15 protein-coding genes are annotated in these 15626 nt (G+C 54.8%); 8 read left to right on the top strand and 7 right to left on the bottom strand.

What is annotated here, in order from left to right:
• Positions 1 to 46 precede the first annotated feature (46 nt).
• The 5 genes from GRI36_RS11030 (at position 47) to GRI36_RS11010 (ending at position 5854) form a co-directional block, all read left to right on the top strand.
• A complete protein-coding gene (locus GRI36_RS11030; RefSeq protein WP_160598504.1) occupies positions 47 to 919 on the top strand; it encodes an alpha/beta fold hydrolase in 873 nt (290 codons plus the stop codon).
• Positions 916 to 2088 carry a glycosyltransferase family 4 protein gene (locus GRI36_RS11025; RefSeq protein ID WP_160598503.1) on the top strand — a complete coding sequence of 391 codons (1173 nt, stop codon included), beginning with the start codon at positions 916 to 918 and terminating at the stop codon, positions 2086 to 2088. The genes GRI36_RS11030 and GRI36_RS11025 overlap by 4 nt, the downstream gene beginning before the upstream one ends.
• A gap of 120 nt (positions 2089 to 2208) precedes the next feature.
• Complete coding sequence (locus GRI36_RS11020) at positions 2209 to 3000, top strand: hypothetical protein (RefSeq protein WP_328598381.1); 792 nt, start codon at positions 2209 to 2211, stop codon at positions 2998 to 3000.
• Positions 3001 to 3064: 64 nt separating this feature from the next.
• Positions 3065 to 4414 (top strand): outer membrane protein assembly factor BamB family protein, encoded by a 1350-nt coding sequence (locus tag GRI36_RS11015; RefSeq protein WP_235902230.1) that lies wholly within the window; start codon positions 3065 to 3067, stop codon positions 4412 to 4414.
• A gap of 75 nt (positions 4415 to 4489) precedes the next feature.
• A complete protein-coding gene (locus GRI36_RS11010; RefSeq protein WP_160598501.1) occupies positions 4490 to 5854 on the top strand; it encodes a methyltransferase family protein in 1365 nt (454 codons plus the stop codon).
• Here GRI36_RS11010 and GRI36_RS11005 read toward each other — a convergent pair whose 3' ends face one another.
• Genes GRI36_RS11005 through GRI36_RS10995 form a run of 3 tightly spaced genes read right to left on the bottom strand, consistent with a single transcriptional unit; the run spans position 5855 to position 8352 of the window.
• Positions 5855 to 6154 carry a putative quinol monooxygenase gene (locus tag GRI36_RS11005; protein WP_160598500.1) on the bottom strand — a complete coding sequence of 100 codons (300 nt, stop codon included), beginning with the start codon at positions 6152 to 6154 and terminating at the stop codon, positions 5855 to 5857.
• Positions 6155 to 6168: 14 nt separating this feature from the next.
• A complete protein-coding gene (locus tag GRI36_RS11000; protein WP_160598499.1) occupies positions 6169 to 7539 on the bottom strand; it encodes a glutamate--cysteine ligase in 1371 nt (456 codons plus the stop codon).
• Between the two features lie 42 nt (positions 7540 to 7581).
• Complete coding sequence (locus GRI36_RS10995; RefSeq protein WP_160598498.1) at positions 7582 to 8352, bottom strand: 16S rRNA (uracil(1498)-N(3))-methyltransferase; 771 nt, start codon at positions 8350 to 8352, stop codon at positions 7582 to 7584.
• Positions 8353 to 8390: 38 nt separating this feature from the next.
• On the opposite strand from GRI36_RS10995, the gene ubiA reads away from it, so the two are divergent.
• Together ubiA and GRI36_RS10985 are read left to right on the top strand one after the other, a co-directional pair.
• Positions 8391 to 9329, top strand: a complete 939-nt coding sequence (gene ubiA / locus GRI36_RS10990) for a 4-hydroxybenzoate octaprenyltransferase (RefSeq protein WP_160598497.1) — start codon at positions 8391 to 8393, stop codon at positions 9327 to 9329.
• Positions 9330 to 9335: 6 nt separating this feature from the next.
• Entirely contained in the window at positions 9336 to 9956 is a 621-nt protein-coding gene (locus GRI36_RS10985) for an SOS response-associated peptidase (protein ID WP_160598496.1), read from the top strand.
• 7 nt (positions 9957 to 9963) lie between these two features.
• Here the strand turns inward: GRI36_RS10985 and GRI36_RS10980 are convergent, their stop codons facing one another.
• Positions 9964 to 11229: a Xaa-Pro dipeptidase gene (locus GRI36_RS10980; protein WP_160598495.1), complete on the bottom strand. Its 1266-nt coding sequence runs from the start codon at positions 11227 to 11229 to the stop codon at positions 9964 to 9966.
• Positions 11230 to 11344: 115 nt separating this feature from the next.
• A complete protein-coding gene (locus GRI36_RS10975) occupies positions 11345 to 11719 on the bottom strand; it encodes a VOC family protein (protein ID WP_160598494.1) in 375 nt (124 codons plus the stop codon).
• A 136-nt stretch (positions 11720 to 11855) separates the two neighbouring features.
• On the opposite strand from GRI36_RS10975, the gene soxR reads away from it, so the two are divergent.
• A complete protein-coding gene (gene soxR / locus GRI36_RS10970) occupies positions 11856 to 12296 on the top strand; it encodes a redox-sensitive transcriptional activator SoxR (protein ID WP_160599196.1) in 441 nt (146 codons plus the stop codon).
• Here the strand turns inward: soxR and GRI36_RS10965 are convergent.
• Together GRI36_RS10965 and GRI36_RS10960 are read right to left on the bottom strand one after the other, a co-directional pair.
• Entirely contained in the window at positions 12293 to 12832 is a 540-nt protein-coding gene (locus GRI36_RS10965) for a SixA phosphatase family protein (RefSeq protein WP_160598493.1), read from the bottom strand. The genes soxR and GRI36_RS10965 overlap by 4 nt on opposite strands.
• Positions 12829 to 15465 (bottom strand): ATP-dependent DNA helicase, encoded by a 2637-nt coding sequence (locus tag GRI36_RS10960; RefSeq protein WP_202392266.1) that lies wholly within the window; start codon positions 15463 to 15465, stop codon positions 12829 to 12831. The genes GRI36_RS10965 and GRI36_RS10960 overlap by 4 nt, the downstream gene beginning before the upstream one ends.
• Positions 15466 to 15626 lie beyond the last annotated feature (161 nt).

Genomic DNA, 15626 nt, shown 5'->3' with positions numbered 1-15626 from the left:
GCGCAAGCGCAGTCACGGATTCGTTATAGGGACTTGCCGCAAGACCATGGACACAATGTACGCCGACCGCTTCTGGGACAGCCCGGACGGCCTCAAGCTCCATTTCAGGGACTATCCTGCTCGCAACGCGCAGGTTAATTCACACCCGCCAATTCTCTGCATGCATGGGCTAACTCGCAATTCCCGCGATTTTGCTCGATTGGCCGAAATCTTATCTGAAGAATGGCGCGTCATCGTGCCGGAAATGCGTGGCCGCGGCGACAGCGAGTATGCCAAGGATTCGGATACCTATAATCCGATGACCTATGTTTTTGATGTCGAGGCTCTGCTCGCTCAGGAGAGTATCGAACGCTTCGTTGCGATTGGCACCTCGCTTGGCGGCTTAATGACAATGCTGATGGCCGCGATCAACCCTGACAGGATTGCCGCCGCAGTCCTAAACGATATCGGGCCAGTGGTTGATCCTTCAGGTATCGACCGGATACGCGAATATGTCGGGCAGGGCAGAAGCTATCCGTCTTGGATGCATGCAGCCCGCTCATTGAACGAGGTGCACCACGATTCCTTTCCCAAATTTGAACTGGAAGATTGGCTCGAAATGGCCAAGCGCGGTATGGTTGTGCAGCAAAACGGCCGCATCGCCTTCGATTATGACATGACTATCGCCGAACCGTTCGCGAAAGATGAAGGCGCTGCTCCGCCTGATTTGTGGCCAGCATTCCAATCCTTGGCTGGACGGCCTTTGCTGATCGTGCGGGGGGCGCTATCCGACCTGCTGACGGCTGAAACTCTGGCTGAAATGCAGCGTCGATTACCTGATTCAGCATCTGTGACTATCCCCGATATTGGTCATGCGCCTTTATTGGAGGAGCCGGAAGCTGTTGCCGCGATCCGCCGACTGTTGGCGCAAGTTCAATGACCAAAAAGGCGATAAACTGCCCCAGCTTCCTGCATCTCCATTCGACTTTTGCGGCTGGAGGGAAAGAGCTACGGTGCGTGCAACTAATCAATGCCTTCGGTTCCAATGCGCGCCACTCGATCGTTTCGGCTATGCCTGAACGGATGGAGGCAGCGAAGCTGATCGGACCAAGGATTTCGGTCAATTACCCAACGAAGTTTCCGCCGCTTCAAGGGTTTCCATCGATTGGCCGCTTACATAAAATCGCCCAAACAATGGCCAAATATGACCTGGTCTTGACCTACAATTGGGGTGCGATGGACGCTGTTATGGCGCATACAATTTTTAGCGATAAACTGGGATTACCACCGCTAATTCATCATGAAGACGGATTTAATGAGGACGAGCAAAAGCGGTTGAAACCAATGCGCAATTTCTACCGGCGGATCGCGCTTGGCAAATCTAGCGGATTAATTGTCCCGTCAGAGCGACTGGAAGAGGTCGCTCTTGAAACATGGCAGCAGCCTATGGGCCGTGTGCGGCGTATTTCCAATGGAATCAATGTTTTGTCGTTTGCAGCCAAACCGAAGCCCGTGGGAGTGCCGGGGATGGAAAAACAGCCGGACGACCGATGGATCGGCACTCTGGCCGGATTACGCAAGGTGAAGAACTTGCCGCGGCTTGTTCGCGCATTTGCTTCGCTGCCGGAAGAGTGGAAACTGATTATTGTTGGCGAAGGGGCTGAAAAAGAGGTGATTGAGCGGGAAGCGGCAAAATTTGATGTTTCCCACCGTGTATTCTTGCCCGGCTTTTTGGCAAAACCAGAGCGTTTTGTCGGTCTTTTCGACATTTTTGCACTATCGTCTGACACCGAGCAATTTCCAATATCGGTGGTTGAGGCAATGGCTGCTTCGTTGCCAGTAGTTGCGCCGGATGTCGGCGATATTGTCCATATGATCGCGGAAGAGAACGTGCCCTTCATCGCATCTGCTGGAAATGAGAGTGGCCTCGCACTTGCATTGGAGCAACTAGCGGCGGACGCAGATTTGAGAGCAAAAATTGGCGAAGCTAACCGTGTTAAGGCGCTTGCTGAATTCGATGAAAAGACGATGATCTCCACCTATCGGCGGATGTATTTTTCGGCGATGGGGGTGCCCGAGCCGAAATTGTTCGGCGAATTCAAGATTTGAACGTCCTTCACGCGCGGTTCACCCTGCGGGGGACAGCATTGCATTCATGAATTGCATCGACGCGTCCATAGTCTAAAGACGCAGGCTCCACATTAACTAATCAGATCGGATGCGCCACAAGTGGCTCTGACACCAAAAACACCAACTGACCTTCCTGCCAACCAAAGCAAGCGCAAGGAAACCGAAGCGGCACAGGAAGAAGTCCTGATGCGGGAGGTGGATGAAGCTGTTCGCCAGGACGAGATGTCTGAATTTATGGCGAATTACGGCAAGCCTTTGCTGGCCGTGATTGTGGCTGGATTGGCTGCACTGGCATTCTATCTGTTTTATTGGGTGCCAAGCCGCGAAGGCCCCTTGGAAGAGCAGTCGGAAACCTTAACGCGTGCTTTGGACCAAATTGATGCAGGAAATCTCGATTCCGGAACAAGCATGCTCGCGCCTCTCGCGGACGACGGAATTGGCGGCGGCAAGGCTGCTGCATTGATGCTGCAAGGCGGTATTGCTCTGCAACAAGGCAAGGCAGACGAAGCCGCTAAGATATTCGCGGCTATTCAAGCCGATGATGACGCTCCGCAAGCAATGCGGGATCTCGCGGCAATCCGTGAAATCGCAGCAACCTATGACAGCCTCAAACCGGCAGACATCATTGCTCGGTTAAAGCCAATGGCTGTGCCCGGGAACGCCTATTTTGGCAGTGCCGGTGAAATGGTCGCAATGGCGTATCTTGAACAGGGTAAGCGCAAGGAATCCGGAACTCTATTTGCAGAAATTGCAAAGAATGACGACGTGCCGGACAGCCTTCGTGGCAGAGCCCGAGATATGGCCGGTCTGCTAGGAGTAGATGCGATTGATAATGTCGAAGAAGTGCTCGAAGAAGTCGGGGTAGAAAGAAACACACCGCCAGCTGAGTAAGCTGCCACAAGATAGAGAACGGCCGGCTTGCCAGCCAATGAGAGAACCAGGACAGTCTGACACTATGATTGCTAAGAACATTTCAAGCATCGGCCGCGCGGCGGTAGTCCTTTCCCTTTTAGGCGGACTTGCAGCGTGCAGCGGCGGGCTTTTTGGTGGCAAGGGTCCCAAGACCACGCCGACTATTGGTGAGCGCATTCCGGTTTTGTCCAAAATTGAAAGTGGAGCTTCGGTTGATTCGTCACTCGCGGCAATTTCAGTTGTTCTGCCACCGCCGCAATTAAATACAGAGTGGGCGCAAGCTGGCGGCAATGCCAGCAAGTCTAACGGCCATGTAATGCTGGCAGATAATCCGACGCAAGTTTGGACAGCGCAAATCGCGGGTTCTAGCAACCGCCGCCGTCTTGCTGCTTCCCCTGTTGTTGGTGATGGTCTGCTGGTCGCGGTTGATACTGACGGCGTTGTCCACGCGATGGATGCGCAAACAGGCGCTCGGCGTTGGTCGTACCGGATGAAAGTTGCCGATGATCTGCAGGGTTCTGCATTCGGCGGTGGCGCGACCTATAATGGTGGCCGTGTATATGTAACCAATGGTATTGGCGAAGTCGCGGCGCTAGACGCAGCTACGGGTACAGAAATTTGGAAAGTGCGTCCTGCCGGCCCGCTTCGCGGTTCTCCGACCGTGGCTTTCAACGCAGCCTTTGTAATGACGCAGGATAATCAGATTTTCGCGCTCAATGTCGCGGATGGTTCGATCCAGTGGCAGGAATCTGGCTCTGCATCGCAAGCTGGTGTATTTGGAGTAGCTGCACCTGCAGCCGGGCAGGGCAGCGTTATTGCTGGCTACAGTTCGGGCGAACTGGCGGCCTACCGTTATGAAAATGGCCGGGTATTGTGGGCCGACGCTTTGGCGCGAACATCAATTTCGACCGAAGTTGGTGCGCTCAACGATATTGATGCCGACCCGATTATCGAACAAGGCCGTGTCTATGCACTCGGTCAAGGTGGTCGGATGGCAGCTTATGAATTGGTCACCGGGCAGCGAATTTGGGAAATTCGCGTTGCTGGTATCTCCACTCCCGCAATTGCAGGCGAATGGATTTTTGCGTTGACTGACGATGCGCGATTGCTTGCGATTGCGCGTGCGACTGGGAAAATTCGCTGGATCACTCAGCTTGCTCAATTTCGTGATGCCAAGGATAAGAAGGGTCCGATTTTCTGGACCGGGCCAGTTCTTGCCGGAAACAACCTTTGGGTTGCAAGTAGTGAGGGCGAAATATACAAACTCAGCACCAGCGAAGGATCGGCATCGCTTTATCGCGATTTGAAAACGCCGGTTTCCTTGGCTCCAATTGTTGCCAATCAAACGATGTATATACTCGATGATGGCGGTACAATTCACGCATATCGGTAAGGTTCTCATACTGATATTTTAAAAGCTGTGAGGAAGTTTCCGCCGAATTAACCGTTTTGCGTTAACCGAGCAGGCATGAGCGGTTCGGACATCAACAATAAGGCGTTGCCGAAAAGCGACGTTTCCGCAGGCGTAGGCCTAGTCGGTCTTCTTGGATTGGCAGGCTGGGTCGTATTCTGCCGCAACTACGCCGGCATTGCAGAGGCGTTTGACCTGTCAGGGCCTAGGCAGCCGATGTCAGGCCCTTACGCTGCATTAGCTGCCCTTCTGTTCACCAGCGTTCCCATGATCCTGTGGTCGGTATTTGTGGAAAAGGTTCACCGCCGCCCGTCAACTGGTATCGATTGGGACAATCCCAAAGAAATCGGCGATATTCTCGATATATCACGGGTAAAGCTGATCGGATTGTATGCAACCTGGGCGATCATCGGCTTCCTCTACTGTGTCGCACGGTGGTATTGGGACGGACAATACCTGTTTGCGATGGGCGTTATTGGTTTCGCCGCCGTGCCGCTATTTTTGCTTTCCGTACCCTATGTGGTCTGGCTCGACAGGGTTTTGGTTAAACCCCGCGATCATGCATGGCATTTCGGTGCGATGCTGCTGGGTAGCGAGGCATTCGACTTCGAGGATGTGAAGAAGCACTGGCGCGCTTGGATTATCAAAGCCTTTTTCGGCGCTTTCATGATATCAATCTTGCCGGGTGGCTTTTTTGAAATCGTGAATGCGGATTTAACCGGCATCGTCAACGATCCGGTTCGATTTGGCTGGTTCTTGATTACGATGCTCTTTGTAATTGATGTGCAGATTGGCACAGTTGGTTATCTGGTTACGGTGCGTCCGCTGGATGCACAAATCCGCAGCGGCAACCCGTTCCTTGCTGGATGGGTTGCTGCGCTAATGTGCTACCCGCCGGTTGCCTACGGCATTATCAACAACATCAACGGCCAGCTTGGAATGCTAGTTTACGAGGTGAATACACCGGGTTGGACGCATTGGTTCGCGGATAACAATCTGATGCTTTATCTATGGGCTTTTTGGTTGATTATCCTGACCGGTATCTATGCTTGGGCAACGGTTGCATTCGGCATCCGCTTCTCCAATTTGACCTATCGCGGGGTCATTACCAATGGCCCCTATCGATTCACTCGCCATCCGGCGTATCTCTCGAAAAATTTGTTCTGGTGGTGCGCGACTATGCCGTTTCTTGTGACTAGCGATTCATTCGTGGATGTCATTCGAAACAGTTTCTTCCTTGGTTGTGTCAGCGCGATCTATTTCTGGCGCGCAAAAACCGAGGAAGCGCATCTGCTGATGGAAGACGAAAAATACCGAGAGTACCACGCTTGGATGGAAGAGAATGGTGTGATTACACGCAGATTTACGATGCTGAAGCGCCGGCTGCTTTCCCGGCATCAGATACCCCAACCTGCGGAGTGATCAGATCGTTGTGCCTTCATCGGTGTCATACCGTTTGAGGTCACGTTCGAGCACGCCCACTTCACTAACTGCAGCGCTCCACACTTTCATATGTTTGGCTGTGGAATGCGCAATTAGCGCGTCGAGATCGCGCCACGCCTCCGACACATGCATTATCGAGGGGTCAAGTATGTCCTGCGCATAGGCGTAACGAATACATCCCTCTTCTTTCAGGGTTTCTGCAATCATCACCGCTGCCGCCGGTATGAGCTTCTCAAGTCCATCTTCAGGAAGTTTCACAGTTCCAGCTACTAAAATCACTGCATATTCTCCCGTTAGAAGCTATATTTATAAATGCGCTTGATATCGCCGCCCCATTCTCCGTGATACCTATCGAGCAGACGCTGGGCAGGCACTTTGCCGCTGGCAACAATCTCGTCGAGCGTTTCAAGGAATCCGGTTTCATTGTCCCCGCTGGTGTTGAGCCTAGCCCTGGAAGCTAGCCCGGCGCGTGAGATTGCAAGCACTTCTTTGGCAAGATCGCGCAGAATTCTGCCACCGGGTATTGGCGCGTCGAGCGCAAGTTTCGGCACTGCGTTACGCAATTCCTCACGCTCTTCCATGGTCCAGTCCTTGACCAGATCCCACGACGCATCGAGCGCGGTTTGATCATATAGAATGCCGACCCAGAAAGCGGGGAGGGCACAAATGCGGCTCCAAGGTCCGCCATCGGCACCTCGCATTTCAAGGAAGCTTTTCAGCCGAACTTCAGGAAATGCGGTTGAAAGGTGGTCCCACCAATCTCCCTCGCGCGGTTTCTCACCTGGTAGCACAGCAAGTTCGCCTTTCAGAAAATCGCGGAAGCTGTGACCGGCGGCGTCAATATATTTCCCGTCCCGGAAGACAAAGTACATTGGCACATCGAGCATGTAATCGACGTAGCGTTCATAGCCAAAATCTTCATCAAAAACGAACGGCAGCATTCCAGTACGGTGCGGGTCGGTGTCCGACCAAATATGGCTGCGATAAGAGAGATAACCGTTTGGCTTGCCCTCTGTGAATGGCGAATTGGCGAACAAGGCAGTGGCGAGCGGTTGCAGGGCCAGGCTGGTACGGAATTTCTTAGCCATGTCGATTTCGGACGAATAATCCAGATTGACCTGAATAGTGCAAGTCCGCAGCATCATATCTAGGCCGAGGTCGCCCACACGCGGCATGTGCCGAAGCATGATATCGTAACGCCCTTTTGGCATTATCGGCAGTTCTTCACGAGTCTTGTCCGGCCACATGCCAAGACCGAGGAAGCCAACGCCGCACTTGTCGCCGATGGCTTTAACCTGTTCAAGATGACGACCGGTTTCGGCGCAGGTTTGGTGCAAATTTTCGAGCGGCGCACCCGACAGTTCCAACTGGCCGGCCGGTTCCAAGCTGACAGTGCCGTCATCGCCGCTCATCGCGATTACGTGACCATTTTCCTCAACCGGCTTCCATCCGAATTCCTGCAAAGCCAGCAGCAGATCACGAATGCCACAGGGCTCGTCATGCGATGGAGCGTGGAAGTCGTCGCGCTTATAGACGAGTTTTTCATGCTCGGTGCCGATTCGCCAATCCGATTTCGGTTTCTCGCCAGCTTGCATCGGCGCGACCAATTGATCGCGGCTTTCGATGATCGGGTCTTCGCTTTTGGAAGTGTCGCGCGTGCTCATAGAGGCCGCGTTAGGCAACCGCGCCGCGCCTTACCAGAGATATTATTGTTCATCACTCTTTCCCTCATTCCGCCAGTCCCCGGCGATTCCCATCCAGAGAGAGATCGCAGCCAAAGCTGCAGTCTCACCCCTCAGTATTCGCGGTCCAAGCGTGATCGGTTTCACATTAGGGCACGCCAAAAGCATTTCTCTCTCGGCATAGTCGAAGCCGCCTTCTGGCCCGGTGATCAAAGCGGCTGATCCGGCGGTTTGCGAGAACGCCTTTGCCGCATCTATGCCGCCATTTTCATCTGCAAAAAACAGAGTCCGATTAGCCGGAAATTCCTTAACGAATTCGGCGAACTTCACCGTGCGGGAAAGTTCGGGCAGAGCAGTTCTAGCGCATTGCTCGGCGGCCTCGACGATTATTGACTTCGCCCTGTCTGCGTTGAGCTTGTCTGCAACGCACCGCCGGGTGACGAGAGGGGCGATCCGGCGGACGCCGAGTTCAGTCGCTTTTTCCAAGACGAGATCGAACCGGTCCTTCTTCAGCAGAGCGGCGCATAACCAGAAATCAGGTACTTGTTCGCGCCGACGCAATAGGCGGGATATCGTCAATTCGACGGATCGTCTGCCTGATGCTTCAACGCTGGCGGCCCATTCCCCGGACTGATCATCACACAAGATTACACTATCGCCAGGCGAAACCCGCATCACTTTGGACAGGTAATGCGCTTGATTTCCTTCTATTGATACGCTGATCCCTTCATCCAACTTTTGCTCAATGAACAGGCGGGGGGCGCTTCTTGGCGGCCAGGCGGGGGTGGCAGGCATGTCTTTTCACTAGGCCTTGTGCGCGGTAGGATGCAAGTATGACTGAACATCCGCAATCGCCCGTGGGCCGTGCCGCCGATATTGTACCCGACAGCGAGCATCGCGGTTTGATTGCACGGCTGCCGCAGTTCCCGCGAGATTTGGCGCAATTGGCGCGGTTTGACCGGCCCATTGGATGGTGGCTGCTGTTCTGGCCTTGCGCTTGGGGAGTTTGGCTGGCGGGACAGGGTGTCCAATGGCAGTTGGTCTTATGGTTCCTACTCGGAAGTATTGCGATGCGCGGCGCAGGATGCGTCTACAACGACATTGTCGATGCAGACCTTGACCGCCAAGTTGCGCGAACCGCTGCACGTCCGGTTGCGAGTGGGCGGGTTAGCCGCAAGATAGCATGGATTTGGCTACTTGTGCTGTGCAGCGTCGGTTTGCTTGTTCTGTTGCAGTTGGAATGGACGGCGCGATTCGTGGCTCTCGGCAGTCTGGTTCTTGTGGCAGCCTATCCATTTATGAAGCGGATCACTTGGTGGCCGCAGGCTTGGCTGGGACTGGTATTCACATGGGGCGCGCTGGTTGGGTGGACGCATCTGCGCAGCGACAATCTTGACGCCCTTGCTGCCCTCTATCTTGGAGCGGCTTTGTGGGTGATCGGATTCGACACAATTTACGCGCTGCAAGATCGCGAGGATGACGCGCTGGTTGGCATTCGCTCTTCCGCTTTGCGCCTGGGAAAAAGCGTGAAGAGTGGAGTGGCGGGATTTTACCTCGGAGCCGTCGCGCTTTGGGCACTCGCATTTTGGCTCCTGCGCGATGATTGGGTCGCATTGCTGACGCTGTTACCCGTTACCGCGCATTTGCTATGGCAAGTAGTTACGCTTGATCCCGATAATCCGGCAAATCCGCTCGAACGGTTCCGCGCTAACCGCTGGGCGGGGGCTCTGATGGCAGCGGCCTGCTTTGTGGTCGGCAATGCCGGGGCTTGATCGGCGATGTGCAACCTCTACCGAATGACCAGGACCACTGACGAAGCGGCCAAATGGTTCAGCGTTGAGAATACTGCGCAAGGTGCCAATGTTGGCCAAGAAATCTATCCCGGTTATCCAGGCATGGTGGTGGCCGATGGTCAAATCCGCACGATGGCATGGGGATTTCCGCTGCAACGTAAAGGTACGAAGGGTCAGTTGCTCAAGCCCAAGCCGGTCAACAATGCGCGGAGCGATAAGCTTTCCGGATTTTTCTGGCGTTCTAGCTTTGAAAAGCGCCGCTGCCTGATTCCCTTGACCGGATGGGCAGAGGCACAAGGTCCCAGAGGAGCAATGACGCGGACCTGGTTGTCTGTTCCGGGCGCCGATCAATTTTCATGCGCAGGTATCTGGCGCAGTAGTGACGAATGGGGAGATGTCTATTCGATGGTGATGACCGAAGCGGCTGGAGTAGCTGCTGAAGTTCATAGCCGGATGCCGGTGTTGCTCGCGCCGGAAAATTACGCAGATTGGCTCATGGGTGATCCCGCTGCCGCCTTGGAGCTGTGCACGCCTTGGGCGGGTGATTTGACTATTGACCGCACGGGAGATCCTTGGACCCGCAGCAGCCAAACGCAACTGTTTTAGCTGCGCATTATTTCACGCGTTCGCCGCCTTTGATGACCACATCGATATCGGCCAGCTCGCCTATGTTTGCCAGCGGATCACCATCAACGGCGACTATATCCGCCCAAGCGCCGGGCTTAATGACACCGACCTCGCCTTCTTGCCCCAATGCCTCGGCGGCATTGACGGTCGCAGCACGGATGGCGGCTATTGGTGTCATTCCATATTCGACCATTATGCCGAACTGACCGCCCACGTCCTCGTGCGGCATTACGCCGGCATCGCTGCCAAAAACCATTCTGACGCCCTCGGCATTTGCTTTGCGGAAATTGTCGCGTTGGGCTTTGCTAACCAAGCGCTCTTTCGCCAGATTTTCTTCCAGCACCCCATTCGCTTCGCCTTGCGACAAGGTGTATTCGGTATTGAAGATGTCCATGCTCAAAAAGGTTCCGCGCGCCTTTGCCAGACGTATGCCTTCATCATCAATAAAGCTGGCGTGCTCGATTGTGTCGAATCCCCCGAGTATCGCCGCCTTTATCCCTTCTGCGCCATGCGCGTGAGCAGCAGCTTTCAAGCCCCAAAAATGAGCCTCATCGGCGATCGCGGTCAATTCTTCGAGACGAAGTTGCTGGACGCCGGGTTCAGTATTGCGTGAAAACACACCGCCAGTTGCGCAGGCTTTGATCACTTCTGCGCCATATTTACGCTGCTCACGTACACGCTGACGCAGTTGATCGGGGCCGTCGCCAGCCGCAGGGCTCTTCGCCGCGAAACTGGGCGGCAAGAATGTCTGGTCACAATGACCGCCCGTCGCGCCCAGTGCGTGGGCAGCATTAACGATACGCGGACCCTGTACCCAACCGGCCTCGATTGCTTGGTCCAGCCCGGCGATGTTGTAATCAACGGCCCCCAGATTGCGGACTGTTGTAAAGCCTGCACCTAGCATTTTCGCGGCATTGCTTACGCCGATTACCGTCCAAAATCGGTCTGAGAATTGCAAGCTGGAATACCCGCCATATTCGGGCCTTCCGTCGAGGTGTACATGCATATCTATGAGTCCGGGCAGCAATGTATAACCGGCCAGATCGATGGTTTTTGCTCCGTCGGGGGCGGCAACGCTGGCCTCGACCGCAGAAATTTTGCCATCGATGACGGTAATCAGCGGAGCTTCAATGTAACGCCCCGTTTCGACATCGAGCATCCTGTCCGCAGTGACATAGGTTGTCTCGGCAAGCGCAGGGCTGGCGGCGAAGGCCAGAGAAACTGTGCCAAGGAGGTGGGAGAATTTCATCATTGCGGTTTCCCTTTGAAATTATGTGACCGTCATACAGAGTCACCGGGCCTTGGAAACGATGAATTGACATTTTTCGTATCGCTGCTGGTTATGTGTCGAATGAGGCGAAACCTGTTTATCCGTAACTGACTATCTCGAATTCAATCCCATCCCAGTCGAAGAAATAGAAAGTGCTTGGACCAGGTTCATAGGTGCCTTCACTGAAGGGTTTGAGCCCGGCTTTTTCCACGATTTTTCGGGCTTCGGCCAGGTCGTCCACCTGTATCCCAACATGGTTGATCGGTTGGCCTTTGGTGAAATCGCCCTTGATCGTATCGTTGGTGTAGAGCGCTAGATAATCTGTATCGCTACCCACATGGACGGTGTACCCGTCGCCCATCGAAGGGCCTTCCCATCGGATGTGCCAGCCGCACAATCTCATGAAGAGTTCGGCGCTGCGTTGCGGGTTAGTGACCGTCAAATTTGTATGTTCGATTCTTGCAATAGCCATTTTCTGATCCTTCCGATTTCTCAGTCCGCTGGCCCAAAGAGAATGGGCCGCGAATCATTGAACTTGGCAATTATGCAACCTCAAGTTAAGTTGAGGTCAAGACAATTCTCGAGAGGTGGAATTCGTGTCTAGATCGCTGTCAAAAAATGATTTTTTACCGATTGGAGAATTGGCCCGTAGAACCGGCCTGTCAGTGTCTTCGATCCGGTTTTATGAGGAGAAGCGGTTGTTATCCGCAATGCGAACGAGCGGGAACCAACGCCGCTTTCTGCGTTCGGATATTCGCCGGTTGAGCTTTATTATGATCGCTCAGAAACTGGGATTGCCTCTATCTGATATTGAAGATCAATTGGCGAAGTTGCCGCAAGGGCGCACACCTAATGCTCGCGACTGGAAAACAATCAGCGCTTCGATCCGAGACCAGCTTGACGCTAGAATTGCCATGCTGGAGCGTACCCGAGACCGTCTAGATGGCTGCATAGGTTGCGGCTGTCTCAGCCTTTCGAAATGCCAACTCTACAATCGCGATGATAAGATTGGCGAGGGCGGCAGTGGGCCGCGCTTGGTGCTGGATTAGCGTTCTGGTCCAAGCTCTGGGTCTAGGTCACGCGGACGAATAAAGTGAACTAACCGGCCGCAATCCGCCGCGAGATCGGACCAGCTATCAATATCCAGTTCGAACACTGCGAAAGTTGCAGTTGGAAATTTTGTTGCGGCCTCGTCGAAGATTGCATTTTCTTCAGACGGCGGGACCAAGGCGAACAGCATTTCCTGCAGGCCGGGATTATGCGCGGCCACCAGCACGCTGTCTTCATCATCGGTGTATTCTTGAATAACTTCAATAATCGTATCGACGCTGGCGAGGTAAAGTCGCTTGTCAGATATCGGATCAATGCCGGGCAACGCGGCTTCGATGGTCCGTTGAACGCGCTCTGCAGAACTGGCTAGAACTTTGTCCCAAGCGACGCCATGTTTGTCGCTGTATTCTGCGATATGGCGGCCCACCAGCCGTGCGCCTTTGCGCCCACGATCATTCAAGCCCCGGTCGAAGTCACGGGTGCCGATATCGTCCCAATCGGATTTGGCATGGCGTAAGAGGCCTAAGGTCTTCACAGGTTCAGGCTGTCCTCTGATTGGTTGGAACTGTCAGTCAGCAAATTGTCCGAAGCACTCGAAACACCTTCTTCGACCCTATGTAAAGCCTCCTCCAATGTAAGTCGAATAATCGGAGTGCCTTTGGGAAAGGCACTTAGCAGGCGGCTGGGGAAGGCAGATGACAGCACAACAAAGTGGCCCTTGTCATCCTTGCTTCGAATTAGCCGTCCGAATGCTTGCGCCAATCGGGCGCGAATCATCCGGTCATCATAGGCGCTGCCGCCATTTGCCGCGCGGCGGGCGCGGTGGAGAATGCTCGGTTTTGGCCATGGCACCGCCTCCATCACCACGCAGCGCAGAGAATCACCTGGAACATCGACCCCGTCACGTAAAGCATCGGTTCCAAGCAGCGAAGCGCGCGGATCATCGCGGAAAATATCCACCAGCGTGCCGGTGTCGATCGGGTCGACATGCTGCGCGAACAAAGGCAATCCGGCGCGCGCCAATCGATCCGCAATACGTCCGTGAACTGCGCGCAATCGGCGTATTGCAGTAAACAGGCCGAGCACGCCCCCGCCTGCTGCCTCGATGAGCCTCGAATATGCACCGGCCAGCGCTGGCAAATCGCCGCGTTTTACATCGGTTACGATCAACACTTCGGCTCGGTTGGCATAATCGAATGGGCTTTCGGATGAGGAAAGTTGGGGCTTGATTTCGATATGAGGGGTGCCGCTTGCAGCAATCGCGCTGTTCCAATCCTCGCCGTCTCGCAATGTGGCCGAAGTAAGCATTACGCCATGCGAAGGTTCTAGAACTGTCTTGGCAAAGGGCTTCATCGGATCGAGCCAGCGACGGTGGATGCCGATGTCAAATTCGCGCGCTTCGGAACGGTCGACCGCTAGCCAATCGACAAATTCGGGGTTCGCCGGGCCGCCCAAGCGGTTGAGCAACGATTCCCAAGCGGCAATCAAATCGGCTCTCCATGCCAGAGAATGCCTTGCTCCCTCAATCCGGGCACGCCCCTGACCATCCAACCAATCGGGTGCGTCTTCGATAATTGCTTCAAGCCGGACGCCAAGCTGGATTAGCGGCTGCCGAATCCGCGCTAAGGCGGCTTCGGCCTCGCCTGCAAAATGGACGAAATTTCCAGGCAACTGAGCGGCTTCGGTCTCGATGCCGTAGCCAGCTTCCTGCCCACCGCTTTCATCGCGAGCGTAGGTAATTGATCGCACTGCTGCCAACAATTGCTCGATCGGACCGTAGGGTTCGCCATCATTTAAACGCTGAAGCCACCCGTCAGAGGGAAGGGCTTGCGCTGCTTTGATTGCGGCCTCAACCGCTTCGCCGCCTGCGTCATCATAGCTTGCGACATCGGCAAGCCTAGCCGCCAGACCTCTGCGGCGCCCTTTGCTTTTACGCTCCGGGCCGATAACCCAACGCCGCAATTCGATGGCCTCCGCTCCAGTCAACGCAGCGGCAAAGGTCGAATCGGCAGCTTGGAAAACGTGGTGACCCTCGTCGAAAATGATGCGGGTGGGGCGCTGGGCATGATCGCGTCCCCTGGCTGCGTTGATCATAACCAAAGCGTGGTTGGCAATAACCAAATCAGCTTGCGCTGAGGCTCGGGAAGATCGTTCAATGAAGCATTTGCGGTAATGCGGACAGCCAGCATAAACGCATTCACCGCGCTGGTCAGTCAAGGCGGCAATTCCACGTTTGCGAAACAAAGTTCCGAGCCAACCGGGCAAGTCCCCGCCGATCATATCGCCATCACGGGAGAAGGAGGCCCACCGCGCCACAATCTGCGCCAGAATGGCAGCCCGCCCGCCGAATCCGCCTTGTAAAGCATCCTCCAGATTTAGCAGGCAAAGATAGTTCTCCCGCCCTTTCCGGATAACGACTGGCTGTGTGCCGTCTGGGCGCCTTTCAGGCCACGCCCTGCGGCTTTCACTGCGCAATTGGCGTTGCAAATTTTTAGTGAAAGTTGACACCCAAACGGTACCTTTGGCGGCTTGTGACCACAAGGTTGATGGGGCGAGATATCCGAGAGTTTTGCCGATTCCGGTTCCCGCTTGGGCGAGCAGAAGGTGAGGATTGCCGTGCTTATCCCGCGGCGCAAAGACCTTGCCTACTGCTTTGGCATAGGCCCGTTGCCCGTCTCGCCGCTCAGCTTCGACACCCGTAAGGCGGTCTAGCTGCGCCTCGACTGCATCGTCTTCCAAAGTGACCTGTGCAGGTTGGGGGCGCTCGGGCGTTTCTTCCCATTCGGGTAGTTTGGAGAACAGCCATTTTTCGGCCTGCTCGGGCTTCTTGATGTGAGGCGCGAGAATTTGCGCCCACGGCCAATGCAAGCGGCTTAGCGACTGTAAAGATGACCACGCGCCGTCGCGCTCGGCCCAATTGCCGCCTTCACAGGCCTCGACAATCGCGCCCGCTGCTTGCTGCAACAAGGCAGGGACTTGATCGTCGCTAGCTGGTTCGTCCAATCCTAATGCATGGGCCAATCCCTTGGGCGTTGGCACACAGAATTTTGCCGGGAAGACGAAGGCAAACAATTCAAGCAAATCGAGACCCGAGAGGTCAGGATACCCCAATCGCGTTGCCACTAGCGGTGCGTTGAGAAGCAATATCGGTGTGTCCGCCGCGGCCATGATTGCCTCGCCTTTGGATACTCCGCGACTGTTGCCGTTAGGATCGCGTAGCCATGTTCCGGCATGCGATGCGTGAAGCGCGGGAAGGGAGAGCGGTTGAACCACGGCAAAGCCGATAGAACGAATATGGAACACCGCGCAAGCGCAGAGACGTTTAAAAG

This window comes from Pontixanthobacter gangjinensis (assembly GCF_009827545.1).
GTDB lineage: Bacteria > Pseudomonadota > Alphaproteobacteria > Sphingomonadales > Sphingomonadaceae > Pontixanthobacter > Pontixanthobacter gangjinensis.
Note: the sequence above shows the minus strand (reverse complement) of the source record. Positions and strands in the feature narration are given on the sequence as shown.

Excerpts from the sequence above, each read along its gene's own strand:
- GRI36_RS11030 (WP_160598504.1), top strand. The coding sequence starts at position 47 with ATGGACACAATGTACGCCGACCGCTTCTGGGACAGCCCGGACGGCCTC.
- GRI36_RS11025 (WP_160598503.1), top strand. The coding sequence starts at position 916 with ATGACCAAAAAGGCGATAAACTGCCCCAGCTTCCTGCATCTCCATTCG.
- GRI36_RS11015 (WP_235902230.1), top strand. The coding sequence starts at position 3,065 with ATGATTGCTAAGAACATTTCAAGCATCGGCCGCGCGGCGGTAGTCCTT.
- GRI36_RS11010 (WP_160598501.1), top strand. The coding sequence starts at position 4,490 with ATGAGCGGTTCGGACATCAACAATAAGGCGTTGCCGAAAAGCGACGTT.
- GRI36_RS11000 (WP_160598499.1), bottom strand. The coding sequence starts at position 7,539 with ATGAGCACGCGCGACACTTCCAAAAGCGAAGACCCGATCATCGAAAGC.
- GRI36_RS10995 (WP_160598498.1), bottom strand. The coding sequence starts at position 8,352 with ATGCCTGCCACCCCCGCCTGGCCGCCAAGAAGCGCCCCCCGCCTGTTC.
- ubiA (WP_160598497.1), top strand. The coding sequence starts at position 8,391 with ATGACTGAACATCCGCAATCGCCCGTGGGCCGTGCCGCCGATATTGTA.
- GRI36_RS10985 (WP_160598496.1), top strand. The coding sequence starts at position 9,336 with ATGTGCAACCTCTACCGAATGACCAGGACCACTGACGAAGCGGCCAAA.
- GRI36_RS10980 (WP_160598495.1), bottom strand. The coding sequence starts at position 11,229 with ATGATGAAATTCTCCCACCTCCTTGGCACAGTTTCTCTGGCCTTCGCC.
- GRI36_RS10975 (WP_160598494.1), bottom strand. The coding sequence starts at position 11,719 with ATGGCTATTGCAAGAATCGAACATACAAATTTGACGGTCACTAACCCG.
- GRI36_RS10960 (WP_202392266.1), bottom strand. The coding sequence starts at position 15,465 with ATGGCCGCGGCGGACACACCGATATTGCTTCTCAACGCACCGCTAGTG.